A 25,306-nucleotide genomic window follows, 5' to 3' on the forward strand; every position below is an offset into this window, starting at 1 on the left:
GCCTCAGTGCCAGAAATACCAGGCCGCCGCAGCCAGCAGGGCGCCAAACAACAGCACCTGCACCACCACATAACCCACGCCATCGTCGCGCGACTCAGCGGCAATGCGCTTCTGCAGCGCCTCGCTCACATCCGGCGTGTCTTCCTGCTGCGCCTGCTCACGCAACGCCTGTGCCAGCGCGCGCGCTTCCGCATCGCGAGGGTCGGTCGGTGGGTTCACAGCAGCTCTCCGGCGGTGGCATGCCGCGTCAGTTCCTGCTTCAGGGTCTGGCGCGCGCGGTGCAGGTGGCTCTTGATGGTACCGCGCGCCAGCCCGGTCACCTGTTCGATCTCGGCCAGATCGAAATCCTCCAGGTAATGCAGGCCGACGATCAGGCGCTGCGGCGGACTCAGCCGTTCCAGTGCCGCGCTGAGCTGGCGCCCGGCCTGCAGCGCCTCGCTCAACTCGGCGGGCCCGGGGCCTTCATCGCCGATGCCCAGTTCCTCCGGCGCCTCCACCGCCACCATCCACTGCGCCTCCAGTCGCCGCCGGCGCAGGTGCTGCAACGCCGTGGTGTAGGCCACCCTTGAGACCCAGGTGCGCAGCGAGGATTCAAAGCGGAACCGGTGCAGCTGGCGGAATACCGCCAGGAAGGTTTCCTGCAGCAGGTCGGCCACCTGGTCGCGGTCGCCGACCATCCGCCCGATCAGATGCGCGCAGGTACGTTGATGGGCCTGCACCAGCTGCGCGAACGCCGGTTGCGAGCCGTCGATGATGGCGATGACCAGGGCGCGGTCGTCGCCCGCGTCCAGCGAGGGCTCCACGCGGACATCGCGGCGGCGTCCCCGCCATGCAGCCAATGCTCCGCCCAGCAGGCTCATGCGCGGGGCGCCCCCTGTGCCCGTGGCATGCCTGCCTCAGCCCTTGCGCGCGGCAGGCCGGGTGAAGTGCCAGGCCAGCAGCTGGCCGAGGCCGGCACTGCCGACCAGCGCGGCAGCGGCACCAAAGGTCAGGTCGCGGGCCCCGATGGCTTCCAGCAGGGCCATGGCCAAGGCCAGGCAGACCAGGCTGATGCCCCAGCGCAGCGCGCCCTGGCGGCGGCGCTCTTCTTCCAGCACGGCCAGCGAGCGGATCACTTCCTCCGGTACGTGCGGGGCCACCAGCTTGCTGCGCGCGCGGGCATCGGCAATGGCGTGGATCGCGTAGGCGATGCAGATGAAGAGGGTGATCGGGATCAGTTCCTGCATGGTCGGGCTCCTGTTCGGTGGATGATGCGGGTTCAGGAGAATGGATGCGCGACCACGGCAACCGGTTGCACTAGCTGTCCACCGACGTTTCGCTGGCGCCGGTCGTGTCCGCCGGGTCGGGGAAATAGGTCTCCACCTGGAAATCCAGCTGCAGGTCCGCCATCAGCCGCAGCAACTGCGGATCCAGCTCGAAACCCGCCCATGCCGTCTTTCCAAAGATGCCAACACGCAGGCCGATCCCGGCCCCCTCCTGCAGCAGTTCCCTGATCACGTCGGCGCGTGCCCGCAGGAGATCGATCAACGCCGGCCAGGCATCCATCAGCCAACCGTCCTTTCCCCTCTGCAGTACGAACACCACGCGGGTCGCCGCATGAACCCGGATCAAGGTACCGTCGCGATCCCGATATCCGGTCCCGACATCACGGGAAAACGCCGGTTCCAGATCCAGCCGGGCGGCAATTCCGGCGCCGGCCTCTGTCGGGTGCTGCACGCCCAGAGAGATCCTGTAGTCGTAGCGGTACATATCGGTTCCATCCGAACGGAATGACCATCATGCCGCACACGCCGTCGCAGCAACCCGGGCGGTGCCGTTTTGCCGATTCCGCTGCCATGACCTGTGGCCCCTGCCCCCGGCCCGGACGGCTGCTACCCTTGCCCGGTTTCCTCTTCTGGTGCCGTCCGCCCATGTCCCGAGTGCTGCCCCTGTCCCTCCTGCTGTCGGCCGTGCTGGCCGCACCGGCCGCGCATGCCGCGCCGACGCCGATCACCATCGAACAGGCCATGGCCGACCCGGACTGGATCGGTCCGCCGGTCGAGAAGGCCTGGTGGTCGTGGAACAGCCAGCAGGTGGAATACCAGCTCAAGCGCAACGGCAGCCCGGTGCGCGACACCTTCCGCCAGCCGGTGGCCGGCGGCGTGGCCGCGCAGGTGGCCGATGACCAGCGCGGTACCCTGGACGTCGCCGATCCGGTCTACGACCGCAGCCGCAGCCGCAGCGCCTTCGTGCGCAATGGCGATGTGTTCGTGCGCGACCTGCGCAGTGGCGCGCTGACCCAGCTGACCCGCAGCAACGAGCGCGCGGGCAATGTGAACTTCGCGGCCGACAACGGCGTGATCTGGCGCGTCGGCCAGAACTGGTTCCACTGGACCGCCGCCAGCGGCGTGCAGCAGGTGGCCAGCCTGAAGGCCGAGAAGGACCCGCGCACGCCGCCGAAGGCCGACGTGCTCCGCGACCAGCAGCTGCGCACGCTGGAAACCCTGCGCCGCGACCGCGAGCAGCGCGAGGCATTGAAGGACCAGGACCAGCGCTGGCGCCAGGCGGATCCGACCCGCGCACCGGGCCCGGTCTACCTGGGCGCCGACGTCGAGATCGGTGACAGCGTGCTGTCGCCGGACCTGACCCACCTGATCGTGGTGACCAAGCCGAAGGACTTCGACGACGGCCGCACCAGCAAGATGCCGCTGTACGTGACCGAGTCGGGCTACGAGGAAACCGAGGACACCCGCACCCGCGTCGGCCGCAACGGCTTCGAGCCACACACCCTGTGGTACGTGGACGTGCGCACCGGCAAGGCCGAGAAAGTCTCGCTGTCCGGCCTGCCGGGCATCAGCACCGACCCGCTGGCCGAACTGCGCCGCAAGGCCGGCAAGGATGCACTGAAGGGCGAGCGCAGCGTGCAGGTGATGAGCGACTTCATGGGCGGCGGCATCCGCTGGAGCGCCGACGGCCAGCAGGCCGCGGTGATGCTGCGTGCCAACGACAACAAGGACCGCTGGATCATCAGCGTCAACGCCGCCGACGGCCGCGTTCAGAACCGCCACCGCCTGACCGACAACGCCTGGATCAACTGGGGCTTCAACGATTTCGGCTGGATGGCCGATGGCCGCACGCTGTGGCTGTTGTCCGAGGAATCGGGCTTCTCGCACCTGTACACCCAGGCCGGCACCGCCAAGCCGCAGGCGCTGACCAGCGGCAAGTGGGAAACCTCGGCACCGGTGCCGTCGGCCGATGGCAAGGGCTTCTACTTCCTGTGCAACCAGCAGGCGCCGCATGATTACGAAGTCTGCGCGGTCGACACCGGCAACCGCCAGGTGCGCGAGCTGACCAGCCTCAACGGGGTGGAAGACTTCTCGCTGTCGCCGGACGGCCAGCAGCTGCTGGTGCGTTACTCCGGCGCCTACCTGCCGCCGCAGTTGGCGGTGCTGCCCAGTGCCGGTGGCCAGGCGCGCGTGCTGACCGACACCCGCACCGCCGACTACAAGGCACGCCAGTGGATCCAGCCAAAGCTGGTGGCAGTGCCGTCCAAGCATGGTGCCGGCGTGGTCTGGGCCAAGTACTACGAACCGGAGAACAAGGAACCGGGCCGCAAGTACCCGATCGTGATGTTCGTGCACGGCGCCGGCTACCTGCAGAACGTGCACCAGCGCTACCCGGCCTATTTCCGCGAGCAGATGTTCCACAACCTGCTGGTGCAGAAGGGCTACATCGTGCTGGACATGGACTACCGCGGCAGCGAGGGCTACGGCCGCGACTGGCGCACGGCCATCTACCGCAACATGGGCCACCCGGAACTGGAAGACTACAAGGACGGCCTGGACTGGCTGGTCAACACCCAGCAGGGTGACCGCGACCACGCCGGCATCTACGGCGGTTCCTATGGCGGCTTCATGACCTTCATGGCGCTGTTCCGTGCGCCGGGCACCTTCAAGGCCGGCGCCGCGCTGCGCCCGGTGGTGGACTGGCACAACTACAACCACGGCTACACCAGCAACATCCTCAACACCCCGGACATCGACCCGGAGGCGTACCGCGTGTCCTCGCCGATCGAGTACGCGCAGAACCTGCAGGACAACCTGCTGATCGCCCACGGCATGATGGATGACAACGTGTTCTTCCAGGACTCGGTGAACCTCACCCAGCGCCTGATCGAACTGCACAAGGACAACTGGTCGATCGCCCCGTACCCGCTGGAACGCCACGGCTATGTGCGTGCCGATTCCTGGCTGGACCAGTACAAGCGCATCCTCAAGCTGTTCGAGCAGAACCTGAAGTGAGCAATGCCGCAGCCACGATCCGGATCGTGGCTGCGGTCATCCTGGATGACCGCGGCCGGGCGCTGGTGGTGCGCAAGCAGGGTGCGCGCCGCTTCATCCAGCCCGGTGGCAAGCCCGAACCCGGCGAGGCGCCCCTGCAGGCGCTGGCCCGCGAGCTGGACGAGGAACTGGGCGTGCAGCTGCGCGCCGATGCCGCCATCGCGCTGGGCACGTTCGAGGACTGGGCTGTGAACGAGCCCGGCCACCGCGTGCAGGCACAGGCGTGGTGGGTGCAGGTGGACGGTGCGCCGCAGGCGCGCGCCGAAATTGCCGAACTGGCCTGGGTGCCGCTGCAACCGCCGCATGGCCTGCCCTTGGCACCCTTGAGCGAACACCATATCCTGCCGGCCGTCGCCACCCGGGCGACGGCCCGCTGAGCAGGCGGGCGCCGACTGCAAGGACATCGGATGTCAATGTCGATCCCGTCGATCCCCTCGCCGCTTTCCCCGGCGTATCACGCCTGGGTGCGCCCGGTCGCACAGGCTTCGTTCTGGCTGTCACTGCTGCTGACGATCTACTTCGTGCTGCAGGGACTGGTGCTGTGGCCGCTGCAGAACCTCAGGCTGTGGCGCCTGGTGGAAAGCGAAGTGCAGCAACAGCAGCTGCACAGCCTGGTCTGGCTGCTGGCGCACCCGGTGGCCGCGTCAATGGTCCTCGCGCTGTTGTGCCTGGCCTCGACCGTGTCCAGCTGGGGCCTGCTGCGTGAACGTCGCTGGGGCCTGTGGAGCTTCGTGGTACTGCTGCTGCTGAGTGCCCTGACCAACTTCGCAGCCGCCTGGTGGCTGGACCTGTTCATGGGCGACTTCATTCCGCTGCTGGCCGATGACCCGGCCCTGCTGCAGGAGCTGCAGCTGAAACGCTGGCTGATCACGCTGACCGTGGTCGGCATGTCGTTCGTGCTTCTCGGCCTGCAGGGCTGGCTGGCCTGGCGACTGCTGCGCCCCGACGTGCGCGCGCGCTTCCACTGAGTTCTGCCGGGCGTGGGCCAGGGCCTCCGGCAGCACCCGGCGTTTGCCTTTGATCGTCAAGGAGATGACATGCTCTCACGCGCACCGTACCGCCACTGGCTGGCCTGGGCGTTGCTGCTGGCCACGCCGGTGGCCGCGGCACAGTCACCGCAATGCGGCCTGTTCGAGGCCGAGGAAGGCAGCAGCACGCTGCGTGTCAGCTCATCCAACCGCGGCGAGCAGAAGCACTTCGGCAGCGCACCGACGCCGGTCGCGTTCCAGCAGATCGACGGAAAGCTGCAGCTGGTGAACCTGGAGTACGGCCTGCCCAGCGTGCTGCAAGTGCGCGATCGGGGCCGCACGGTCGAGGTGGATGGCACGGTCTACACCCTGCAGGCCCCCGCACAATGCGCCGCAGCCGCCACCCCGGCTGAAGGCAGCTGCCTGGCCGATGCGGCGGCGTGCCTGGACAACCGTCGCGAAGCGACCCCGACCGTGCTGGCAGCGGCTTGCCGGGAGGGCGTGCCCGGCATGTGCCTGCAGTTGGCCGATCGCTGGCATGACGAGGCCAGGGCGCCGGCCACGCCGGATGAGGCGCAGCAACAGGCCATCCTCGATACCGCACTGGCCGGCATCGAACTGCCTGTGCCGTGCCGGAATGGCGGCTTCAGCAACGAGACACCGGCCTGTGCAGCGGCGCTGGAAGCGGATCCGGCGCTGCAGGAGCAGATCGTCAAGGCCGCGATGGGTGCGGCGATGGTCGAAGCGGTGAGCTCCGTGCTGTCACCCTCCACGCCGGTGGTGGTGCCGGCCGCGCAGCGCCAGCAGCTGTTGCAGTTGTGCCAGCAGGTCGGCCATGGCGGCTTCTGCAGCCGCGTGGCCGAGCTCTCGTGGGAATCCGGCGACCCCTTGCAGGCGGTGCAGGCACTGGCCACAGCGTGCGCGCCCGGCAAGGACAGCGCCGCCTGTGAGCGCCTGCCTGCGTTGCGGGCGCTGGGCGCCTCGTTGCGGCCGCAGCCGGCTACGGCGCTGCCCTGCGGTACCTTCCGCGCCGCAGGTGGCCTGATGGATACGCTGGACTTCGGCGATGCAGGACGGGTCGGCATCGGCTGGGACAGCCAGCTGCGTGCCCGTGTCGAAGAGGGCGACATCCGCATCCGCCACGACAAAGGCGGCGACTTCGTGCTGCGGCCGTTGCCCGGGGGCCAGCTGCTGGGCCTGGACACGTGGACACGCTTCCAGGTGTTCGTGCCGACCGGCGAGGGCGCGAGCACCTGCAGCCCGCCGAAACACTACACGGTGCTGCCGCTGCCGCAGGACTGCCCACTGGCGCTGGCCAACGAGGACGGCGCCGACGCCTGCTGTGCGCAGGGCAAGCTGCAGGGCTGCAACATACTCGGCAACCGGCTGGCGCTGTCCGGGCACTGGCTGCAGGCCGCAGAGCACTACACCACGGTCTGCCGCGCCGGCGTCCGCGAAGGGTGCGAGAACCTGGTCACCGCGCAGGGCAATGGGGCGGACGTGGATGCACGCGCCATCCTGGGGCAACTGTGCGAGGCCGACCGCAGCGGCCTGCATGTGGCCTGCGATGTGCTCGGAACCCAGAACTGGGAGCTGATCATGCTGGGCGGTGCCCTGCAGAAGGCGGTTGATGAAGCGGCCGTGGACGACGCTCCGGCGCCGCGCACTACCAACCGCAAGCGCTGAGCCTGCCAGGGCCTGTCCGCGGCGTTGGCCGGGCCCTGCGGTAAAGTACGCGCCATGAACGAATTCGAGCGCGTTCGCGCCTACCTCACCGAGCTGCAGGACCGCATCTGTGCGGCGATCGAGGCCGTCGATGGCCGGGCCCGCTTCCAGGAAGACCTGTGGCAGCGTGCCGAGGGCGGTGGCGGGCGTACCCGCGTGCTGCGCGACGGTGCGGTGTTCGAGCAGGCCGGCATCGGCTTCTCCGACGTGGCTGGCAGCCGCCTGCCACCGTCAGCCTCGGCCAACCGCCCGGAACTGGCGGGCGCCTCCTGGCGCGCCACCGGCGTGTCGCTGGTGTTCCACCCGCTCAACCCGTACGTGCCGACCACCCATGCCAACGTGCGCTTCTTCCAGGCGCAGCGCGACGGCGAAGTGGTGGCCAGCTGGTTCGGCGGCGGCTTCGACCTGACCCCGTTCTACCCGTTCGACGAGGACGTGCAGCATTGGCACCGGGTCGCACGCGACCTGTGCACGCCGTTCGGCGAAGAACGCTATGCCGCGCACAAGCGCTGGTGCGACGAATACTTCTTCCTGCGCCACCGCAATGAAACGCGCGGCGTCGGCGGCCTGTTCTTCGATGACCTGCACGGCGACTTCGAGCGCGATTTCGCTTATCTGCGTGCGGTCGGCGATGGCTTCCTCGATGCGTACCTGCCGATCGTGCAGCAGCGCAAGGACGCCCTCTACGGCGAGCGCGAACGCGAGTTCCAGCTGTACCGCCGCGGCCGCTACGTGGAATTCAACCTGGTCTACGACCGCGGTACCCTGTTCGGGCTGCAGAGCGGTGGCCGCAGCGAAAGCATCCTGATGAGCCTGCCACCGCGGGTGCGCTGGGAATACGGCTTCTCGCCCGAACCGGGCAGCCCCGAATCGCGCCTGGCCGACTATCTGGTGCCGCGCGACTGGCTCTGAGGGGTGCCGTCGCGCGGGGCGTGGGCTCGGCGCTGGTCAGCTGCCCTTCCGCGCGATGATGGTGATGTGCCCGGTGGTCTCCAGCAGGGCAATCTGCACGTCTTCAATCTGCAGCCCGCCCTGCTGGCGCAGCGCGGCATCGAAGTCGGCGCGGCTGATCAGCTCGCGGCGAAGTACCGCCTCGAACAGGCGACCATCGCGCGCGATTACGGTGGGCTCTCCTTCGATCAACCGCTCCATCCGCCGGTTCCGGGTGGTCAGCCAGCCCACCCCGTAGTTCAGCAGGATCAGGGTCGCCGCCAGCAGCAGGCCGCCGCCCAGCGAGGTGTCAGCGCCCAGCAGCGCGTTCTGCACCGCGTTGCCCAGCAGCACGATCAGCAGCACGTCGAAGGGCGTGATCTGCCCCAGGGCCCGCTTGCCGCCCAGCCGGACCATGCCCAGCACCACGACATACACCACCACCGCGCGCAGGATGAATTCCCACCACGGCATGGCCAGGGCGAACAGGTCGGGCATGGTCTTCACCTGCGGAACGGTGGCCCAGCCTAGCACCTGGGGTCAGATCCCTTTGCCCGACGGGCAAAGGGATCTGACCCCATCCGAGGTTCCGTTGGCGCAAATAAAAAGCCCCGCTGACCAGGGGGAGGTCAACGGGGCCGGGGAACGGGCACTTGGGGAGGAGTCCCCGTTCCGAGATCTGCTCCAGGGGATGGGAGAGATCCACAACAGGCATTGCGCCTGTCGGGAGTTATAGAAGCACTCCGAACACTAACGGTTCGTGAAGGGGCCCCATTTAATGAATTTCAATCGGGGCAACATTCATGGTCGAGTCAGAAACCCCCGACTCATGAACACATTCACGTCGTTTTCGGCCTGAATTCCGTCAGTGCGCCTCATCCCAGTTGCTGCCGACGCCGGTATCGACCACCAGCGGCACTCGCAGTTTGGCCGCTTGCGACATGCGCTCCACCACCTGCAAACGCAGGTCTTCAACGAAACTGCTTTCGGTTTCGAAGACCAGTTCATCGTGTACCTGCAGGATCATCCGCGCTGGTGCCCCGCTGTCGCGCAGCCACTGGTCCACATCCACCATCGCGCGCTTGATGATGTCGGCGGCGGTGCCCTGCATCGGCGCGTTGATCGCGGCGCGCTCGGCACCGGCACGCAGGCCCTGGTTGCGGGCGTGGATGTCGTTCAGGTACAGGCGGCGGCCGAACAGGGTTTCCACGTAGCCCTGGTCACGGGCCTGCTGGCGCATCCGCTCCATGAAGTCGCGCACGCCCGGATAGCGGCTGAAGTACAGCGCCACGTAGTCCTGTGCCTGGCCACGGTCGATGCCCAGATTGCGGGCCAGGCCGAAGGCGCTCATGCCGTACATCAGGCCGAAGTTGATCGCCTTGGCGGCGCGGCGCTCGTTCGGGGTCACCTCCTCCAGCGTGCGCCCGAACACCTCGGCGGCGGTGGCGCGGTGCACGTCGGCGCCCTGCTCGAAGGCGCGCACCAGGCCCGGATCCTCGGACAGGTGGGCCATGATCCGCAGCTCGATCTGCGAATAGTCGGCGGCCAGCAGCTGGAAGCCCTCCGGCGCCACGAACGCGCGGCGGATGCGGCGGCCGTCCTCGGTGCGGATCGGGATGTTCTGCAGGTTCGGGTCCGATGAGGACAGGCGGCCGGTGGCGGCACCGGACTGGTGGTAACTGGTATGCACCCGGCCGGTGTCCGGGTTGACCATCTCCGGCAGCTTGTCGGTGTAGGTGCTGCGCAGCTTGGCCAACCCGCGGTAGTCGAGGATCACCCGTGGCAGCTCGTGCTGGTCGGCAATTGCCTCCAGTGCCTCTTCATTGGTGCTGGGCTGGCCCTTCGGGGTCTTCACCACCGCCGGCAGCTTCAGCTCGTCGAACAGCACCGCCTGCAGCTGCTTGGGCGAATCCAGGTTGAAGCTGCGGCCGGCCAGCTCGGTGGCCTTCTGCTGCGCGGCCAGCATGCGCGAGGACAGGTCCTGGCTCTGGCGGCGCAGTTCGTCGGTGTCGATCCGCACGCCGTTGGCTTCAATGCTGGTCAGCACCGGCACCAGCGGCATCTCGATGTCGCGGTACACGCTGTCCAGCGCCGGCTCGGCCAGCAGCTGCGGCTGCAGCGCGCGATGGAGGCGCAGGGTAATGTCGGCGTCCTCGGCCGCATAGCGGCTGGCTTCGTCGATGCCCACCTGCGAGAACGGAATCTGCTTGGCGCCCTTGCCGGCCACGTCCTCGAACTTGAGGGTGGTGTAGCCCAGGTAACGCAGGGCCAGCGAATCCATGTCGTGGCGGGTGGCGGTGGAGTTGAGCACGAAGCTCTCGAGCATGGTGTCGTCGTGGTAGCCCTGCACCTCCACGCCGTGGCGGCGCAGCACATGCAGGTCGTACTTGCCATGCTGGCCCAGCTTCTTCTTCGCCGGGTCCTGCAGCACCGGGCGCAGCGCATCCAGCACCTGCTGCATCGGCAGCTGGGCCGGCGCGCCGGGGTAATCGTGGCCGACCGGAATGTAGGCCGCCCTGCCCGGCTCGACCGCCAGGCTGATGCCGACCAGGCGCGCGCGCATCGCATCCAGTGCGTCGGTCTCGGTGTCGAAGCTGATCAGCTCGGCCTGCTGCAGGCGTTCGATCCAGGCCTGCAGCTGCCCGCTGGTCAGCACGGTCTCGTATTCACCCGGCGCGGACAGTGCCGGATCCAGCGTGCCGGCGGCGGGCGCCTCGACGCTGCCACGCGCGAAGCCGGCCGCAGTGCCGCGCAAGCTCGGGGTCGCCTCGCTGGCGGCCACCGGTGCCGGCACAGGCGCGCCCAGCTCCTTCAGCGCCTGGGTGAAACCATAGCGCGTATACAGCTCGGTCAGCGCCGGCACATCCTGCTCGCGCAGCGCCAGCGTGGTCGGGCTGGCCTCCAGTTCCACATCGGTGCGGATCGTCACCAACTCGCGGTTCAGCGGCAGGCGTTCCAGCGCAGCGCGCAGGTTCTCGCCGATCTTGCCCTTCATGGTCGGCGCGGCCGCCATCACCCCGTCCAGGTGCTGGTACTCGGCCAGCCACTTGGCAGCGGTCTTCGGCCCGCACTTCTCCACGCCCGGCACGTTGTCGACCGCGTCGCCCATCAGCGCCAGCAGGTCGATGATCTGATCGGCGCGCACGCCGAACTTGTCCATCACCGCCGCGTCGGAATCCATGCGGCTGCCGGTCATGGTGTTGACCAGTTCGATGCCCGGCCGCACCAGCTGGGCAAAGTCCTTGTCACCGGTGGAAATGGTCACCTTCAGGTCCTGCGCCAGGCCCTGCAGCGCAAGCGTGCCGATCACATCGTCGGCTTCCACGCCGGGGATGCGCAGGATGCTGATGCCCAGCGCTTCGACGATGCGGCACATCGGCTCGACCTGGCTGCGCAGTTCATCGGGCATCGGCGGGCGGTTGGCCTTGTACTGGTCGTACAGGTCATCACGGAAGGTCTTGCCGGGCGCATCGACCACGAACGCGACGTAGGCCGGGCGCTCCTTCAGCGTCGAACGCAGCATGTTGACCACGCCGAACAGCGCGCCGGTGGGTTCACCCTGTGCATTGGACAGGGGCGGCAGCGCGTGGAACGCGCGGTACAGGTAACTGGACCCGTCGATCAGGACTAATCTGCTCATGCGCCGATTCTACGCGCCCGTGCCTGCACCGCGGCGACACGGCGCGCACACCGCGATGGGGCATAATCAGGGCTCTTTCCAGGCAAAGGCCCCCGCCGATGAAGACCCTGATGCTGGCTTCCCTGCTCCTGCTCGCTGGCTGCGCCAGCATGGGTGGCGCGGGTGCTCCCCCGGTGGACGTCAAGGGCGCGGATGTGTCCAGGCGCACCATGGACAACGGTGACACCATCGAGGAATACCGTGTGTCCGGCCAGCTGCGCATGGTCAAGGTGACCCCGTCGCGCGGTGCCCCGTTCTACATGTATGACAAGAACGGCGACGGCCGCATGGACAACGACAAGGACGGTGTCTCGCCGGTCTACTGGAAGCTGTACAGCTGGTGAGGTGACCGGGGTTGTGACCGGGGTCGGATCCCTTTCCACAGGAAAGGGCTCTGACCCCCTCGAAGCCATCGGCACGGCCGCCGATCCCCCCACAAAAAAACAACGCCGGCGCGCATCCTGCGCACCGGCGTCGGGTCCCTCCCCGGGAACGCTTGAATCTGCGGGTATGGATCAGCGGATGACCAGTACCGGCAGCGTGCTGCGTGCCAGCACCTCGGCAGTCTGGCTGCCCAGCAGCACGCGGGTCACGCCACGGCGGCCGTGCGAGGTCATCACGATCAGGTCGCTGTTGCGCTCGGCCGCCGTCTCGATGATGCCGTCGGCCGCGTAGCGGTCCAGCACGTGCACCGGGTTGGCCGTGATGCCCTGCTCGGCGGCCTTGGCCAGCGCCGGCTGCAGCACCTTCTGCGCGCCCTCCTCGCGGTCGGCCTTGTATTCCGGGCTGTTCATGTAGCCCACGCTCCAGCCCATGGCGTCGTACATGCCGACGGCCCACGGCTCGGAGACAGTCACGATATCGACCTCGGCGTTGAGGTCCTTGGCCAGCTCCAGGCCCTTGGCCAGGCCCTTGTCGGCCAGCTCGGACCCGTCGGTGGCAATCAGGATGCGCTTGTACATGGTGGGGCTCCGTGGCGGTCTGCCAGATGGGAACGCCACCATTGCACACCGGATGTGCAGGCCGCGCCTTGAGCAGGATCAATCCGGCGCCGTGGAGCGGCCCGTGCGCGCCACCCGCTTGCCCGCCCCCCTTCTGTAGAGCCGAGCCCATGCTCGGCTCCACAACAATGTCGCTCAGGCGATCTGCACCACGCGTGCGTTCTGGCACAGCGGATAACTGGACACGAATTCGGCAATCGCATCACGCATCGCCTCGAACGATTGGCCGTACATGTACAGCGCGGTCTCGCTCGGGCCCTGCCACCAGCTGCAGATCTCGCCAAGGCCATCAATGCGCTCGGACAGCTGCTCGAACACGTGGTTGGAATCGCACTGTTCGTAGACCTCGTCCGGCAGGTTCAGGCCATCCAGGTAGATGCCCAGGCCCTCGGTCACGCCGAAGCTGCGATCGGCTTCACCCGCGCCCTGGATCTTCGAGCCCTTCGGTGCACCCAGCTGCTCCAGCAGGTCGATCAGCTTGGGCACCCCGGCCACGTCGACCAGTGCCACTTCGATATCGCCGTATTCGACCTCGCCGTCGTCGGACATCGCGGTGCCGCCACCGGTGATCTCGCCGACATTGGCCGCCTGCAGCAGCGCATCGAGCGGATCTTCGAACAGCTCGTGGCGATGTTCGGGCTGCAGCCGGGCATTCAAGGTCACGGTGACGTGCAGCGCGGGTTCGGTCATGGGGGCGTTCCTGGAAGAAGTGCCGCCTATTGTAGAGCCGAAGGTAGCGGCAGGAGCCGCTGCCAACGTCGCTTGCGACGGCCTGAAGGGTGCCGGTCAGGACGACCGGCATAGCTTGCTCGACTGCCCTTTGCGCACCCCTGTAGAGCCGAGCCCATGCTCGGCTGTTCTTCCAGCCAGAAGCAGCCGAGCGTGGGCTCGGCTCTACAACAGCCCGTCAGCGCAGGAACGGCGCCACCTTGCGCTTGAGCAGCTCGACCAGCACCGGGTCCATGTAGTCGTAGTCGTCGGGAATATCCAGGCAGATCACCCGCTTGCCGTTCAACCAGGCCTTGTAGCGGCTGGACAACCGGTTGCGATGCGCCTTCTCCATCACGAACACCAGGTCGGCCCACTGCAGCAGCTCGGGGCTGAGCACCTCCTCGGCGTCGGCCAGCAGCCCGGCCGAGGCGGTCTCGATGCCCGGCCAATCGGCAAATACCCGCTCGGCGGTGGGGCTGCGCAGGCGGTTCTGGCTGCAGAGGAAGAGCACGTTGCGGGTCATGGCCGCAGCCTAATCGGGGTCGGATCCCTTTTCCAACGGAAAAGGGCTCTGACCCCAACAGGGTGCTTTCAGACAAGTTGCATGGTCGGATGACCGTTCAAGGGGCCACCATGTGCTTTTGCCACCGTCCAGATGCCCATGATCACCAAGGATGACCTGTTAACGTCGTTCGGAGAGGTGGTCGAAGTCCACGGCTGCTACTTCAGCAAGTACGTAGTCGCGACGTACGTACTCTACTGCTGCGTGAGGAACGCCAAGGGACATGACCTCGCGATCGCGTCCAAGAATGTCGATGATCCGGAATTCGCCGCCAGCGTTGTACTGAACGCACCGCACCATCTTTCACATGATGGGCCAACGATCTTCGAGATTCCTTCCAACGCCTATGGGTTCACTCATGCGATGGCGGTTCCCAGCACCTATCACGGACTTCTGAATCGGATCGAGAAGCGCACGGGGCTGTTCCTATGCCTGCCGATCTTCCGGTGTGAGTTCAACGGCAACGAATCAGCAGAGGACTTCAAGTGGTCCACACATCACATCGTTGACGTCAACAACTGGCATAGGACCAGGCAGCCGAAGATAAGCGTGTACCTCGACAATCCTCGCACTGGCGGCGGAACGGACAAGGACGGCGCCATCGTGAGCCTGGAGACGTTAATGGCCGAGATCGACAACCTCAACGGAGTGAGCAGCGGCTTCATCGAGATCACCAACTATCGCAATGAGGTGATCGAGGTGTTGTCGCCGGAGGAAGGTCACTACGTATTGATCCGCAACCGCCAGGACGAAGAAGCGATGGACCGAGCGCGGTTGGTGGCAGCCGTAGAGACGTTCACCACCGGCTGACGACCGACCGCGTTTGTAGAGCCGAGCCCAAGCTCGGCTGGGTTTTCCCGGTACAAGCAGCCGAGCATAGGCTCGGCTCTACAGGTATCCCGTTCCTCGACGGTGATCAGATCACCGTCAGGTTGGCGTAGGCCATCACCAGCCACTTGCTGCCGGCGTCGGCAAACTCGACCTGCACGCGGGCGTGGGCGCCGTTGCCTTCGTAGTCGGTCACCATGCCTTCGCCGAACTTGGGATGGGTGACCAGTGCGCCGAGCTTGATCGGTGGCAACTCGATGGAGGCATGGCCCATCACCCGGCTGCTGCCCAGCGAGGCCGGACGCGAGACCTGCACCTTCGGGCGCACTTCGTGCAGCAGCTCGCGCGGAATCTCGCGCAGGAAGCGCGATGGCAGGCTGTAGTTGTCCTGGCCGTGGATGCGGCGCGATTCGGCATAGCTCAGCACCAGTTTCTGGCGCGCGCGGGTAATGCCCACGTAGGCCAGCCGACGCTCTTCTTCCAGACGCCCACTTTCCTCCAGCGAACGTGCGCTGGGGAACAGGCCTTCCTCCAGGCCGGCCAGGAACACCAGCGGGAATTCCAGGCCCTTGGCCGAGTGCAGGGTCATCAGCTGCACGCCGTCCTCGCCCGCCTGCGCCTGGCCTTCACCGGCCTCCAGCGCGGCGTAAGCCAGGAACGCGACCAGCTCGTCCATGTCCTCGCCCACTTCCTCGATGTCGTCGGCGCGGCGCACGAAGCGCGAAGCGACCGAGACCAGTTCGTCGAGGTTGTCGGTGCGCGATTCCGAATCCAGCGAATTGCGGCTTTCCTTGCTCCAGTGCTCGCGCAGCTGCGAGCGGGCCAGCACGTGGTCCACGCGCTCGGCCAGGGTCATGTGCACGGTCTGCGCCTGCAGCTCGTTGACCAGCCCCAGGAAGCCGGCCAGTGCATTGCGCGCGCGTGCGGCCAGCGCGTTGCCCTGGGTGACCAGCATCGTTGCTTCCCACAGCGAGATGCCCTGGGCGCGCGCCTCGCGGCGCACTTCGTCCAGCGTGCGGTCGCCGATGCCCCGGGTAGGCGTGTTGACCGCGCGCTCGAAGGCGGCGTCATCGTTGCGGTTGGACAGCAGGCGCAGGTAAGCCAGCGCGTCCTTGATTTCGGCACGTTCGAAGAAGCGCATGCCGCCGTACACGCGATAGGGCACCTGTTCGCTCAGCAGCGCCTCTTCAAGCGCGCGCGACTGTGCGTTGCTGCGGTAGAGCACGGCCACTTCGGTGTAGCTGCCACCGTCGCGCACCCACTGGCGGGCACGCTCGACGATGTAGCGCGCCTCGTCCATCTCGTTGTACGCCGCATACAGGTCGATCGGCTCGCCGTCGCCGCTGTCGGTCCACAGCTGCTTGCCGATGCGGTCCGGGTTGTGCGCGATCACCGCGTTGGCGGCGCCGAGGATGTTGGCGGTGGAGCGGTAGTTCTGCTCCAGGCGGATGGTCTGCGCGCCCGGGAAATCGCGCAGGAAGCCCTGCACGTTCTCGACCTTGGCGCCGCGCCAGCCGTAGATGGCCTGGTCATCGTCGCCGACCACGAACACGTGGCCGGAATCGCCGGCCAGCACGCGCACGAAGGCGTACTGGATGGCGTTGGTGTCCTGGAACTCGTCCACCAGGATTTCGCGGAAGCGCGCGCGGTAATGCGCCAGCAGGGCCGGGTTGTCGCGCAGCAGTTCATGCGCGCGCAGCAGCAGCTCGGCGAAGTCGACCAGGCCGGCGCGGTCGCAGCGTGCCTGGTATTCGATGTAGGCCTGGCGCATGGTTTCCAGCCACGCGTCGTGCGGTTCGGGCTGGATGTGCTGCGGGCGGCGGCCCTCGTCCTTCTGCGCGTTGATCCACCACGCGATCTGCTTGGGCGGGTACTTGCCGTCGTCCAGCTCCAGCGCCTGCACCACGCGCTTGACCAGCCGCAGCTGGTCGTCCGAATCCATCACCTGGAAGCCTTCGGGCAGCTTGGCGTCCTGCCAGTGCAGGCGCAGCAGGCGGTTGGCCAGGCCGTGGAAGGTACCGATCCACATGCCACGGCTGCCATGAGGCAGCTGGGCGTCGATGCGGTGGCGCATTTCGCCGGCCGCCTTGTTGGTGAAGGTCACCGCGAAAATGCCGTGGGTCGGCACGCCATCGACTTCATGCAGCCAGGCGATGCGGTGGGTGAGTACGCGGGTCTTGCCGGAACCGGCACCGGCCAGCACCAGGTGGTGGCCGGGGGGAGCGGAGACGGCTTCGCGCTGGGCCGGGTTCAGGCCATCAAGCAGGTGGGAGACATCCATGCCTCCATTTTACGGCATCGCCGTCGCGGCTCCTGCGACCACCTGGCTGGCCAGTGCCTGCGCCTGCTGGCGCAGTTCAGGCACCGCCAGGCTTTCCCACAGGCTGCCGATGCGCAGGCTGCCGAGCACGCCCAGCCGTGCCTGCGGCTGGCCACCGGCAGCACGCAGGCGGTCGCCCGGCACCGTGCTGTCCAGGCCCAGCCCATGCGGGCCGGGGCGTGCCAGGCCCTCGGCCTGCAGCTGCTGCAGCAACGGATTGCGCAGCGCACTGGCGCGGGTTTCCACGCCGGTGGCGTTGACCACGCCGCCGATCGTCCAGTGCTGTTCATTGCCGTTGGCATCGCGACCCGACAGCCGCAGGGCATCGCCTTCGCGGCCGACGCGTTGCAGGCGGGACCGGTGAATGCGCAGTTGGCCGCTTTCGATCAGCGCCTGCAGCTGTGCGTCGACCTCTTCGGCGATGCGGTGGCGATGCACGTCCCAGTAGCGCACCACATGGCGCAGGAAGCGGCGCTGGTCGGCCGCGTCGAGGCTGCACCACAGCGCCTGTCCATGCGGACGGATGCGGTCCATCACGCCCTGCCACGGCAGCCCGTCGGCCTGCGCCTGGCGAGCGAACCCGCGCAACGCGCGCAGGCGCTGGCGCAGGTTCATCTGCAGCAGCGTGGCCGGGTCGAACGTGGGCAGGCCGCCATGCGCATGCGGTAGCGGCAGCAGGCCATGGCGCGAGATCACGTGCAGCGGGCCGGTGTGGCCGGCGGCGACCAGCGCCAGCACGGTGTCGGCCATGCTCAGGCCGGAGCCGACGATAGCCACGGCCTGCTCACCGGCCAGGGTACGCACGCCGTCGTAGTCCCAGGCCTCGATCACATCATCGGCGGGCAGTGCCTCGGCACCGGCGACCGGCAGCGGCCGCATGCTGTTGCCGGTGGCGAGCACCGCCTGCACGGCGTGCAGCGTCTGGGCATCGCCAAGTGTCAGCCGGTAGCCATGGTCATCCGGCTGCAGGCCCAGCACCGGCTGCGCGATCACCTGCAGCTGCGCCGGGCTGGCCGCAGCGGCCTCCTGCAGGCGCTGCTGCAGGTAGGCCGCAAAGTAGTGGCGGCATACGTAACGCTCGCCCAGCACCTCGCGCGCCTCGCCCGGGTAGGCGTTGGCGGCCATCAGGTAGTCGAGGAAATCGCCGGGCTGGTCGGCAAACGCACTCATCTTCGCCGCCGGCACGTTCAGCAGGTGCTCCGGCCACGGCGTGGCATAGGCGATGCCCTGGGCCAGCTGCGAAGCCGGTTCGAGAATGGCCAACGCCAGTGGCGCCTTGGCTTGGCGCAGTACCTGGATCGCCACCAGCACCCCGGCCGCACCACCACCGATGATTGCCAGGTCCAGTTCGCCATTACGCGGTGAATCAGTCATGCGCCGATTGTAGGCCATCGGCGATGACGGGCCGGGTTGCCGAAGCGGGCGATTGCCGCCGCCTCACATCAACGCATCGGCCAGCCGTGCAATCCCTTCGCGGCTGCGCCGCCACGTGGGGCGGCTGCGCCACTGCTGCAGGTCCAGCTGCCGCGACTCGCGCAGGTAGCCATCCTCGATCGCGCACAGCTGCTGCACCAGCGCGCGGTCGTAGCAGACCAGGCCGATTTCGGCATTCAGCGCGAATGAGCGGATGTCCATGTTGATCGAGCCGAGCACGGCGATGTCCTCGTCCACGCTCATGTGCTTGGCGTGCAGGAACTGCGGCTCGTACAGCGCGATGCGCACGCCACAGCGCAGCAGCTCGTCGTAGTACGCCTCCTGCGCCCACGAGGTCAGCCGCTGGTTGTTGCTGGCCGAGAGGATCAGCTGCACCTGCACGCCGGACAAGGCCGCAATGCGCAAGGCGCTCAGCGTGGCTTCGTCGGGCACGAAATACGGGGTGACCATCACCAGCCGGCGCCGCGCCAGGTGGATCAGCGCCGCCACTGCATCGCGTGCGTTGCTGTAGGGATAGGCGGGACCGCTGGGCAGCAGCTGGGTGGCGATGTCGTCGCTGCACTCGGGCACATCGGCGATCACGTCCAGGCGCTGGCCGGTTTCCATGTACCAGTCGCTGGCGAACACCGCTTCCAGATGCGCCACGGCCGGGCCACGCACGCGCGCCACCAGCTCGCGGTTCGGGTGGCCGGGCACGAACTGCGGACCGGCCAGGTTCTGCGAACCGACATAGGCCACTTCGTTGTCGATCACCGCTATCTTGCGGTGATTGCGCAGGTCCATGCGCCCGCTGCGGCGCCAGCGCAGGCCACCGGGCAGCATCGCGCGCACTTCGATGTCGCGCGCTTCCAGGCGCTTGCGATAGGCGCGCAGGCCGCGCTTGGCGCCTACTGCGTCGAGCAGCACGCGGCATTGCACGCCACGTGCAGCCGCACGCTGCAGCGCCTCGACGATCGCCTCGCCCACCGCGTCGTCGAACATCAGGTAGTACAGCAGGTGCACGCGGTCTTCGGCCTGGTCGATGTCGGTGATCAGCGTGTGCAGCGATTCGTCGTAGTCGGTCAGCAGATCGACCGCATTGCCGTGCACCGGCATGAAGTCGCCCTGGCGCTGCACCAGCGGCACGATCTCGGCGCTTGCGGTATCCGGCTGCGGGGTCCAGCGCAGGCGGTGCTGCAGCGCCTGTTCCTCGCGGATGACCTGCGAGGCCTCGGCCTGGCGGCGGATGCGTTCGCGTGACAGCCACGGGTGGCCAAACAGCAGATACAGCGGCAGGCCCAGCAGCGGCACGAAGCCGACCAGCAGCAGCCAGCTGCGCGCCGCACCCGGCGTGGTGCGGGTGGGAATCCAGCACAGCGCGACCAGCCGGATCAGCCAGTCGATCAGCAGCAGGTAGGAACCCAGCAACCACTCGAACAGCATCGTGTCGCCCGTCGGGAGGTGATGGGCCATTCTGCCCAGCGGCCTTTGTAGAGTCGAGCCATGCTCGACTGCCTTTCGTTCCGACCGCAGAGCAGCCGAGCGTGGGCTCGGCTCTACAGAATGGCTCAGTGCCGCACCGGCACCTCGCACAGCTGGCGTACCGAATCGGCATGGCGGCGGCCGTTGAGCGCCATGCAGGCAATGGCCTGTGCGGCCCGCTCCAGCTGTGCCTCTGGAAGCGGCGACGGTGCGCCGTTGGCCAGTGCCAGGTGGTGATCGCACAGCAGCAGCGCCATGCCCTCGATGCCTTGCAACATGCGCTGCAGGCGCAGCCAGCCCAGTTCCAGGTCCTGGCGGTGTGATGGGGTGTTCATGCAACCTCCTTCAACGGATCTGGCCACCGTGAAGGTGGCGGACGATGCGTGGTTGCAATACCGGGAAGCAATCAATCAGCAAACGAACCGGCGGGCGCAAGGCCCCCTCGCACCGTCCGCCATAGAGGCGGATAGGTCACCAACCGTCGCCGGAGGGATCTCCGGCGACGGCGGGCGAGTCTACTGATTGATTGACTTCACGGGATTGCAAGCCCGACCGCTGCAACTGCAGCGGCTTGCCATCTTGGGCACGGCCACGCCTGTGATTCCAATTGATTTGGAGCGCACGAAGAGCCGGAACCGGTATACACAATCACTTATCGCATTCGGCCCATCATTCCGCGCAGGGCGTCATTGGCGACAGCGTGCGCAGGGAGTGCGGCAGTGCCGACCAGGGTCGGCACCCACCAGGGGGAAGTGCCAGACATGAAAAAACCCGCCACAAGGGCGGGTTTCTTCGCGGGGATCAGCAATCCGTGCGGATTACTTGATCTTGCCTTCCTTGTACAGGACGTGCTTGCGCACGACCGGATCGTACTTCAGGAATTCCATCTTCCCCGGGGTGTTCTTCTTGTTCTTGTCCGTGGTGTAGAAGTGGCCGGTACCGGCCGAGGAAATCATACGGACCTTATCGCGCTTGCCTGCCATGATGCTTTACTCCTCAGACCTTTTCGCCGCGCGCACGCAGCTCAGCCAGAACGGAATCAATGCCGTTCTTGTCGATGGTGCGCAGTGCATGCGCGGAAACACGAAGCTTGACCCAGCGGTTCTCGCTGGCCACCCAGAAACGGCGCTCGTGCAGATTCGGCAGGAAACGACGACGGGTCTTGTTGTTGGCGTGCGAGACGTTGTTACCCGTCTGCACTCGCTTGCCGGAAACCTGGCATACGCGGGACATTGCGCACCTCGATAGTAGTAGTTGTCAGCCCGTAGCCCGGGAGACGGCGGCCTCGATGGTTGCCCACCACACGTCAAGAGAATCAAAGGGTTACGCTGGCGTTGGGCGGCCGGGGACGTGCTCCCGGGGACGCCGCCCGGTAGAAAACCGGACACAGCGAGCCGCGCATTATGCACCGGTTCAAGCACTTGCGCAAGTTACCCACAGGCGGGGACTGAACCGGCAGGGCCGGGGGCACTCCGCCAACCGGCATACTGGCCCGGACCACTGCGGAGCTTGCCATGCGGCTGCTGGCCCTGACCTACGGAACCGAAGGCGACACACGTCCCCTGGCCATGCTCTGCCATGGGCTGATCGGCGCAGGCCACGCGGTGACACTGCTGGCCGATGGCGGCACCCTGGGCAGCGCGCAGGCACTGGATGTGCCCCACGCGGCCCTTGAAGGTGACATCCATGACGACGTGGTCGCACTGGTCTCGCGTGGCAACGGCGTTGCCGCCGCCAGTACCGGCCTGGCACGGATGGCGCTGCAGCATGTCAGCGGCTGGATGCGCCAGGCCGATGCCGCCGCCGAAGGCTGCGATGCGATTCTGACCGGTGGCCTGGCGGCCTTCGTCGGCATGAGCGTGGGCGAACGCCGCAGGATTCCCGTCATCGGCAGCGGCATGATTCCGCTGACCCCGACGCGCGCCTTCCGCTCCCCGTTCCTGCCGCCCGGACGCTCGCCGGGCTGGTTGAACCGGGCCAGCTACGGGTGGGTCAACGGCCTGATCTGGCGCCAGTTCCGCCGGCCCATCAACGCGGCACGCCAGCAGTTGGGGCAATCGCCGCGCCGCGCGCTGTGGTCCGGCCTGCCGATGCTCTATGGCATCTCACCGCAGCTGCTGCCGCCACCGGCGGACTGGCCGGCCGACCACATCGTCTGTGGCCAATGGCGGCTTCCTGATGCGCCCTGGGCGCCCCCGGCCGATCTGCGGGCCTTCCTTGATGCCGGCCCGCCGCCGGTCTACCTGGGCTTCGGCAGCATGACCGGCTTTGATCGCGAACGCGTGCTGCCGGCCTTGCTGCAGGCGCTGGCGCCACGCCGGGTACTGCTGTTTCCTGGCTGGGTGGGACTGCCTGCGATGCGCTTGCCCGATTCGGTCTTCGTACTGGGGCCGACCCCACACGAAGCGCTGTTCCCGCGTTGCGCACTCGCCATCCACCACGGTGGCAGCGGCACCACGCATTCGGCCTGCCGGGCCGGCATTCCCTCGCTGGTGATGCCGTTCGCTGCGGATCAGTTCTTCTGGGCCGATCGCCTGTGTCGGTTGGGCGTGGCACCGGCACCGTTGTCACCGAAGCGACTGGATGCAGCAACGCTGGCAGCAGCCATCACCTTCGCAGAAGCCGACGCAGTACGCGCGCGCGCGGCGGCCCTGGGCGTGGCGATGAGCGATGAAGACGGGGTGGCCTGTGGCGTGGCGATGATCGAGCGCTGGTTACGGCCGATGTAACAGCGGGCAAGCCTCAGCGCAGGTGCGGAATCACCTGGGCCAGCAGATGGGCATCCTTTAGCGCACCGTGCAGGCCCCGGTTGCCGGGGATGCGCAGGCGCTGCAGCACATCGTCCAACTTGTTGCCCTGGCCGGGCCAGCGCCCGCGCGCCAGCTTCAGGCTGCAGGTGATGCGGCAGTGCTGGGCCAGCGTGCCGGGAATGCCGGCCAGGCGCAGCTCGTTGTCCAGGAAGCCCACGTCGAAGGTGGCGTTGTGCGCGACCATCTCGCTGCCGCGCAGGAAGTCCAGCAGTTCGGCGGCCTTGCTGGAGAACAGCGGTTTGCCCACCAGCATCGCATCGCTGATGCCATGCACGCGCTGTGCGCCCCAGTCCACCTTGCGCTGCGGCTGCAGGTAGGTGTGGAACTGGCGGCCGCTGAGCTGGCCGTCGATCAGTTCGACGGCACCGATTTCGATCACGCGGTGCCCCAGGCGGTGGGAGATGCCGGTGGTTTCGGTGTCCAGTGCGACGATGCGATTCATGCGTGGCGATGGTTCCTGTTGCGTGCCGCGATGATTTTCGCATGCCTGCAGCAGGAAGCCCTCCCTGTAGCCGAACCCGTGCTCGGCTCACGCGCGAAGCGCGGGCCTTGAGCGTTGGAGCGAGAAGCAGCCGAGCGTGGGCTCGGCTCTACAGGTGCGTGTGCATCACCCCAACGCTTCCACCACCCAATCGATGAACACCCGCAGCCGCTGGCTCATGTGCCGGTTCGGCGGGAACATCACATGCATCGGCATGGGTGGAAGCCGCCAGTCCTGCAGCAGCGGCAGCAATTCGCCGCGCGCCACGTGCGGCGCGGCCATGTAGCTGGGCAGCGCGACCACGCCCAGCCCCGCCAGCGCCGCCGCCAGATAGGCGTTGCCGTCGTCGAAACCGACCGTGTAGCGGCCCTGCACCTCGATGCGCTCATCGCCACGTTGCGCGCTGAACACGCGTGCGCGACCACTGCGCGGGCTGAGGAAGCCGACCATGTGGTGGTCCGGCCCTTCCAGCGCGCGCGGGTCGGTCGGCACGCCGAAACGCTTCACATAGCCGGGGCTGGCGTGGAAACCGATCGGCAGCGCCCCCAGCGGCCGCGCCACCAGTGCCGGGTCGGCCGGGGTGCCGCCGCGGATCACGCAGTCGACGTTGTCGGCGATGACGTCGACCTCGCGGTCACTGACGCCGATATCCAGCTGGATCTCCGGGTAGCGCGCCTGGAAATCCGGCAGCGCCGGTACCAGCCGCAGCCGCGCGTAAGGCCCCGGCACATCCACCCGCAGGCGGCCGCGCGGCTGGCTGGCTGCGTCACCCAGCCCGCCCTCCACCTCTTCCAGCTCGGCCAGCAGGCGGGCGATGCGCGGGTAGTAGGCCGCACCGTCGGCGGTGACGCTGACCCGGCGCGTGGTGCGGTTGAGCAGGCGCAGCCGCAGGTGTGCCTCCAGCTGCTGCACCAGCTGGGTGACCGTGGTGCGGCTGATCTGCAGGGTCTGCGCGGCGCGGGTGAAGCTGCCGGTTTCCACCACGCGGGCAAAGGCCCGCATCGCCTCGAAACGGTCCATGGCGGGCCATGATTGTTTGGAATTGGCAATCAATCTAGGCCGATCATCGCGGTTTATCCAGACACCGCTGGCGGGGAGGATGGCGTCCTCTCCCACGGGATCTTCCCCATGTCACAGCGTGATGTCGTTTTCCCCGCCGGCCGCCAAGCGCTGTACGAGCGCAACCGCTACTCGCCAGCGATCCGATCCAACGGTTTCCTGTTCGTCTCCGGCCAGGTCGGCAGCCGCGAGGACGGCTCGCCCGAGCCGGACTTCGAAATGCAAGTGCGCCGCGCCTTCGAGAATCTCAATGCGGTGTTGGCTGCCGCAGGCTGCACGTTCGATGACGTGATCGACGTGACCGTGTTCCTGGTCGATCCGGAGAAGAACTTCGAGAAGGCCTGGGCGATCGTGTCCGAGTACTGGGGCGAGGCGCCGCACCCGACCCTGACCGGTATCGGTGTGACCTGGCTGTATGGGTTCCAGTTCGAGATCAAGGTGATCGCGAAGCTGCCGTGATACGGGTAGTGCCGGCCGCTGGCCGGCAACGCGGTGGGGTCAGAGCCCTTTCCGGAGGAAAGGGATCCGACCCCGCGCCCGGTCCACCTGAACGGGAGATTCCGACGAATTCCCGAGGCGGCCATTGATATTGTATCCGGCGAAAACCGCTTGCTAGCCTCCCTTCCATGCGCCGGATCACCCGCCAACTGCGTACGTACCTGATGATGCTGCTGATGGCGGCGTTCGTGGTCGTGCCGGTGGCCGACGTGCTGGCCTGCGCGGTCGAACCGCACGACACCACTGCGGTGCACGTGGAAAGCAACGCCAACGATGCCGAGGGTGACAGTGACAGCAAGCACGCCGGTGCCTGCAGCCACAACCACTGCCACCACTCCAACCTGAGCCTGCCGGCCAGCACCCTCGCCGCCTTCGGTGCGCCGCTGCCGGCGCGCTGGATGAATGCCGGCGACGCAGCGACCTATGCGGTCGCCCAGGATGAATTGACGCGTCCCCCCCGGGCGTGAGTTGAGCGCGTCCCGCGATTGCGGGCTCCCGTTTCACTCACAACCGGAATCCC

At 67.3% G+C, this 25,306-nt stretch carries 27 protein-coding genes; 10 read left to right on the forward strand and 17 right to left on the reverse strand.

The window, feature by feature from the left end; translation table 11 throughout:
• Positions 1–3 precede the first annotated feature (3 nt).
• The 4 genes from ACSYHF_RS19905 to ACSYHF_RS19920 form a co-directional block, all read right to left on the reverse strand.
• Complete coding sequence (locus ACSYHF_RS19905) at positions 4–219, reverse strand: hypothetical protein (protein WP_065196790.1); 216 nt, start codon at positions 217–219, stop codon at positions 4–6.
• Positions 216–860, reverse strand: a complete 645-nt coding sequence (locus ACSYHF_RS19910) for an RNA polymerase sigma factor (protein ID WP_005420322.1) — start codon at positions 858–860, stop codon at positions 216–218. Before ACSYHF_RS19910 ends, ACSYHF_RS19905 begins: the two co-directional genes overlap by 4 nt.
• 36 nt (positions 861–896) lie before the next feature.
• Positions 897–1,226 carry a hypothetical protein gene (locus tag ACSYHF_RS19915; RefSeq protein WP_005414880.1) on the reverse strand — a complete coding sequence of 110 codons (330 nt, stop codon included), beginning with the start codon at positions 1,224–1,226 and terminating at the stop codon, positions 897–899.
• Between the two features lie 70 nt (positions 1,227–1,296).
• Positions 1,297–1,749 carry a hypothetical protein gene (locus ACSYHF_RS19920; protein ID WP_262220811.1) on the reverse strand — a complete coding sequence of 151 codons (453 nt, stop codon included), beginning with the start codon at positions 1,747–1,749 and terminating at the stop codon, positions 1,297–1,299.
• Between the two features lie 161 nt (positions 1,750–1,910).
• Here ACSYHF_RS19920 and ACSYHF_RS19925 point away from each other — a divergent pair, with 161 nt between their 5' ends.
• The 5 genes from ACSYHF_RS19925 to hemF all read left to right on the forward strand — a co-directional run bounded on the left by ACSYHF_RS19925 (position 1,911) and on the right by hemF (position 7,924).
• Entirely contained in the window at positions 1,911–4,280 is a 2,370-nt protein-coding gene (locus ACSYHF_RS19925; RefSeq protein WP_171957718.1) for a S9 family peptidase, read from the forward strand.
• Positions 4,277–4,696 (forward strand): NUDIX hydrolase, encoded by a 420-nt coding sequence (locus ACSYHF_RS19930; protein WP_005420325.1) that lies wholly within the window; start codon positions 4,277–4,279, stop codon positions 4,694–4,696. Before ACSYHF_RS19925 ends, ACSYHF_RS19930 begins: the two co-directional genes overlap by 4 nt.
• Before the next feature lie 30 nt (positions 4,697–4,726).
• A complete protein-coding gene (locus tag ACSYHF_RS19935; protein ID WP_447575961.1) occupies positions 4,727–5,287 on the forward strand; it encodes a hypothetical protein in 561 nt (186 codons plus the stop codon).
• A 69-nt stretch (positions 5,288–5,356) separates the two neighbouring features.
• Entirely contained in the window at positions 5,357–6,973 is a 1,617-nt protein-coding gene (locus tag ACSYHF_RS19940) for a hypothetical protein (RefSeq protein WP_111128555.1), read from the forward strand.
• A 54-nt stretch (positions 6,974–7,027) separates the two neighbouring features.
• A complete protein-coding gene (hemF, locus tag ACSYHF_RS19945; protein WP_069138869.1) occupies positions 7,028–7,924 on the forward strand; it encodes an oxygen-dependent coproporphyrinogen oxidase in 897 nt (298 codons plus the stop codon).
• A gap of 36 nt (positions 7,925–7,960) precedes the next feature.
• Here hemF and ACSYHF_RS19950 read toward each other — a convergent pair whose 3' ends face one another.
• Positions 7,961–8,440, reverse strand: a complete 480-nt coding sequence (locus ACSYHF_RS19950; protein WP_053498330.1) for a DUF421 domain-containing protein — start codon at positions 8,438–8,440, stop codon at positions 7,961–7,963.
• A gap of 367 nt (positions 8,441–8,807) precedes the next feature.
• Positions 8,808–11,582, reverse strand: a complete 2,775-nt coding sequence (gene polA, locus ACSYHF_RS19955; protein WP_447575962.1) for a DNA polymerase I — start codon at positions 11,580–11,582, stop codon at positions 8,808–8,810.
• A gap of 98 nt (positions 11,583–11,680) precedes the next feature.
• On the opposite strand from polA, the gene ACSYHF_RS19960 reads away from it, so the two are divergent.
• Entirely contained in the window at positions 11,681–11,965 is a 285-nt protein-coding gene (locus tag ACSYHF_RS19960; RefSeq protein WP_005420332.1) for a DUF2782 domain-containing protein, read from the forward strand.
• Between the two features lie 171 nt (positions 11,966–12,136).
• Here ACSYHF_RS19960 and ACSYHF_RS19965 read toward each other — a convergent pair whose 3' ends face one another.
• The 3 genes from ACSYHF_RS19965 to ACSYHF_RS19975 all read right to left on the reverse strand — a co-directional run bounded on the left by ACSYHF_RS19965 (position 12,137) and on the right by ACSYHF_RS19975 (position 13,856).
• Positions 12,137–12,583, reverse strand: a complete 447-nt coding sequence (locus ACSYHF_RS19965) for a universal stress protein (protein ID WP_005420335.1) — start codon at positions 12,581–12,583, stop codon at positions 12,137–12,139.
• Positions 12,584–12,757: 174 nt separating this feature from the next.
• The gene (locus tag ACSYHF_RS19970; RefSeq protein ID WP_262220809.1) at positions 12,758–13,312 is read right to left on the reverse strand and encodes a hypothetical protein; all 555 of its coding nucleotides are present in this window, start codon (positions 13,310–13,312) and stop codon (positions 12,758–12,760) included.
• A 217-nt stretch (positions 13,313–13,529) separates the two neighbouring features.
• Complete coding sequence (locus ACSYHF_RS19975; RefSeq protein ID WP_197598738.1) at positions 13,530–13,856, reverse strand: low molecular weight protein tyrosine phosphatase family protein; 327 nt, start codon at positions 13,854–13,856, stop codon at positions 13,530–13,532.
• A 138-nt stretch (positions 13,857–13,994) separates the two neighbouring features.
• On the opposite strand from ACSYHF_RS19975, the gene ACSYHF_RS19980 reads away from it, so the two are divergent.
• On the forward strand, positions 13,995–14,705 hold the full coding sequence (locus ACSYHF_RS19980) for a hypothetical protein (RefSeq protein ID WP_242441380.1): 711 nt from the start codon (positions 13,995–13,997) through the stop codon (positions 14,703–14,705).
• Between the two features lie 106 nt (positions 14,706–14,811).
• On the opposite strand, the gene uvrD is transcribed toward ACSYHF_RS19980, so the two are convergent.
• The 6 genes from uvrD to rpmB form a co-directional block, all read right to left on the reverse strand.
• The gene (gene uvrD, locus ACSYHF_RS19985; RefSeq protein WP_111128559.1) at positions 14,812–17,004 is read right to left on the reverse strand and encodes a DNA helicase II; all 2,193 of its coding nucleotides are present in this window, start codon (positions 17,002–17,004) and stop codon (positions 14,812–14,814) included.
• A gap of 9 nt (positions 17,005–17,013) precedes the next feature.
• Positions 17,014–18,435: an FAD/NAD(P)-binding protein gene (locus ACSYHF_RS19990; protein ID WP_262220808.1), complete on the reverse strand. Its 1,422-nt coding sequence runs from the start codon at positions 18,433–18,435 to the stop codon at positions 17,014–17,016.
• Positions 18,436–18,480: 45 nt separating this feature from the next.
• Positions 18,481–19,899: a cardiolipin synthase gene (gene cls, locus ACSYHF_RS19995; protein WP_262220873.1), complete on the reverse strand. Its 1,419-nt coding sequence runs from the start codon at positions 19,897–19,899 to the stop codon at positions 18,481–18,483.
• 125 nt (positions 19,900–20,024) lie between these two features.
• Positions 20,025–20,273, reverse strand: coding sequence for a hypothetical protein (locus ACSYHF_RS20000; RefSeq protein WP_005420350.1), 249 nt, complete (start codon positions 20,271–20,273; stop codon positions 20,025–20,027).
• 483 nt (positions 20,274–20,756) lie between these two features.
• The gene (gene rpmG / locus ACSYHF_RS20005; protein WP_169411268.1) at positions 20,757–20,924 is read right to left on the reverse strand and encodes a 50S ribosomal protein L33; all 168 of its coding nucleotides are present in this window, start codon (positions 20,922–20,924) and stop codon (positions 20,757–20,759) included.
• A 10-nt stretch (positions 20,925–20,934) separates the two neighbouring features.
• Positions 20,935–21,171 (reverse strand): 50S ribosomal protein L28, encoded by a 237-nt coding sequence (gene rpmB / locus ACSYHF_RS20010; RefSeq protein ID WP_005411638.1) that lies wholly within the window; start codon positions 21,169–21,171, stop codon positions 20,935–20,937.
• 281 nt (positions 21,172–21,452) lie between these two features.
• Here rpmB and ACSYHF_RS20015 point away from each other — a divergent pair, with 281 nt between their 5' ends.
• Positions 21,453–22,667, forward strand: a complete 1,215-nt coding sequence (locus ACSYHF_RS20015; RefSeq protein ID WP_005420352.1) for a nucleotide disphospho-sugar-binding domain-containing protein — start codon at positions 21,453–21,455, stop codon at positions 22,665–22,667.
• Between the two features lie 13 nt (positions 22,668–22,680).
• Here the strand turns inward: ACSYHF_RS20015 and dnaQ are convergent, their stop codons facing one another.
• On the reverse strand, positions 22,681–23,190 hold the full coding sequence (gene dnaQ / locus ACSYHF_RS20020) for a DNA polymerase III subunit epsilon (RefSeq protein ID WP_005420353.1): 510 nt from the start codon (positions 23,188–23,190) through the stop codon (positions 22,681–22,683).
• A 165-nt stretch (positions 23,191–23,355) separates the two neighbouring features.
• Positions 23,356–24,249 carry a LysR family transcriptional regulator gene (locus ACSYHF_RS20025; RefSeq protein WP_095378552.1) on the reverse strand — a complete coding sequence of 298 codons (894 nt, stop codon included), beginning with the start codon at positions 24,247–24,249 and terminating at the stop codon, positions 23,356–23,358.
• Positions 24,250–24,357: 108 nt separating this feature from the next.
• Here ACSYHF_RS20025 and ACSYHF_RS20030 point away from each other — a divergent pair, with 108 nt between their 5' ends.
• Together ACSYHF_RS20030 and ACSYHF_RS20035 are read left to right on the forward strand one after the other, a co-directional pair.
• Complete coding sequence (locus ACSYHF_RS20030; RefSeq protein ID WP_095378549.1) at positions 24,358–24,747, forward strand: RidA family protein; 390 nt, start codon at positions 24,358–24,360, stop codon at positions 24,745–24,747.
• Between the two features lie 167 nt (positions 24,748–24,914).
• Positions 24,915–25,253 (forward strand): hypothetical protein, encoded by a 339-nt coding sequence (locus ACSYHF_RS20035; RefSeq protein WP_053498807.1) that lies wholly within the window; start codon positions 24,915–24,917, stop codon positions 25,251–25,253.
• Positions 25,254–25,306 lie beyond the last annotated feature (53 nt).

The organism is Stenotrophomonas maltophilia group sp. P373 (assembly GCF_053295075.1).

Coding starts and splice junctions, on each gene's coding strand:
- ACSYHF_RS19910 (WP_005420322.1), bottom strand. CDS start 860: ATGAGCCTGCTGGGCGGAGCATTGGCTGCATGGCGGGGACGCCGCCGC.
- ACSYHF_RS19915 (WP_005414880.1), bottom strand. CDS start 1,226: ATGCAGGAACTGATCCCGATCACCCTCTTCATCTGCATCGCCTACGCG.
- ACSYHF_RS19920 (WP_262220811.1), bottom strand. CDS start 1,749: ATGTACCGCTACGACTACAGGATCTCTCTGGGCGTGCAGCACCCGACA.
- ACSYHF_RS19925 (WP_171957718.1), top strand. CDS start 1,911: ATGTCCCGAGTGCTGCCCCTGTCCCTCCTGCTGTCGGCCGTGCTGGCC.
- ACSYHF_RS19935 (WP_447575961.1), top strand. CDS start 4,727: ATGTCAATGTCGATCCCGTCGATCCCCTCGCCGCTTTCCCCGGCGTAT.
- ACSYHF_RS19940 (WP_111128555.1), top strand. CDS start 5,357: ATGCTCTCACGCGCACCGTACCGCCACTGGCTGGCCTGGGCGTTGCTG.
- hemF (WP_069138869.1), top strand. CDS start 7,028: ATGAACGAATTCGAGCGCGTTCGCGCCTACCTCACCGAGCTGCAGGAC.
- ACSYHF_RS19950 (WP_053498330.1), bottom strand. CDS start 8,440: ATGCCCGACCTGTTCGCCCTGGCCATGCCGTGGTGGGAATTCATCCTG.
- polA (WP_447575962.1), bottom strand. CDS start 11,582: ATGAGCAGATTAGTCCTGATCGACGGGTCCAGTTACCTGTACCGCGCG.
- ACSYHF_RS19960 (WP_005420332.1), top strand. CDS start 11,681: ATGAAGACCCTGATGCTGGCTTCCCTGCTCCTGCTCGCTGGCTGCGCC.
- ACSYHF_RS19965 (WP_005420335.1), bottom strand. CDS start 12,583: ATGTACAAGCGCATCCTGATTGCCACCGACGGGTCCGAGCTGGCCGAC.
- ACSYHF_RS19970 (WP_262220809.1), bottom strand. CDS start 13,312: ATGACCGAACCCGCGCTGCACGTCACCGTGACCTTGAATGCCCGGCTG.
- ACSYHF_RS19975 (WP_197598738.1), bottom strand. CDS start 13,856: ATGACCCGCAACGTGCTCTTCCTCTGCAGCCAGAACCGCCTGCGCAGC.
- ACSYHF_RS19980 (WP_242441380.1), top strand. CDS start 13,995: ATGATCACCAAGGATGACCTGTTAACGTCGTTCGGAGAGGTGGTCGAA.
- uvrD (WP_111128559.1), bottom strand. CDS start 17,004: ATGGATGTCTCCCACCTGCTTGATGGCCTGAACCCGGCCCAGCGCGAA.
- ACSYHF_RS19990 (WP_262220808.1), bottom strand. CDS start 18,435: ATGGCCTACAATCGGCGCATGACTGATTCACCGCGTAATGGCGAACTG.
- cls (WP_262220873.1), bottom strand. CDS start 19,899: ATGCTGTTCGAGTGGTTGCTGGGTTCCTACCTGCTGCTGATCGACTGG.
- ACSYHF_RS20000 (WP_005420350.1), bottom strand. CDS start 20,273: ATGAACACCCCATCACACCGCCAGGACCTGGAACTGGGCTGGCTGCGC.
- rpmB (WP_005411638.1), bottom strand. CDS start 21,171: ATGTCCCGCGTATGCCAGGTTTCCGGCAAGCGAGTGCAGACGGGTAAC.
- ACSYHF_RS20015 (WP_005420352.1), top strand. CDS start 21,453: ATGCGGCTGCTGGCCCTGACCTACGGAACCGAAGGCGACACACGTCCC.
- dnaQ (WP_005420353.1), bottom strand. CDS start 23,190: ATGAATCGCATCGTCGCACTGGACACCGAAACCACCGGCATCTCCCAC.
- ACSYHF_RS20025 (WP_095378552.1), bottom strand. CDS start 24,249: ATGGACCGTTTCGAGGCGATGCGGGCCTTTGCCCGCGTGGTGGAAACC.
- ACSYHF_RS20030 (WP_095378549.1), top strand. CDS start 24,358: ATGTCACAGCGTGATGTCGTTTTCCCCGCCGGCCGCCAAGCGCTGTAC.
- ACSYHF_RS20035 (WP_053498807.1), top strand. CDS start 24,915: ATGCGCCGGATCACCCGCCAACTGCGTACGTACCTGATGATGCTGCTG.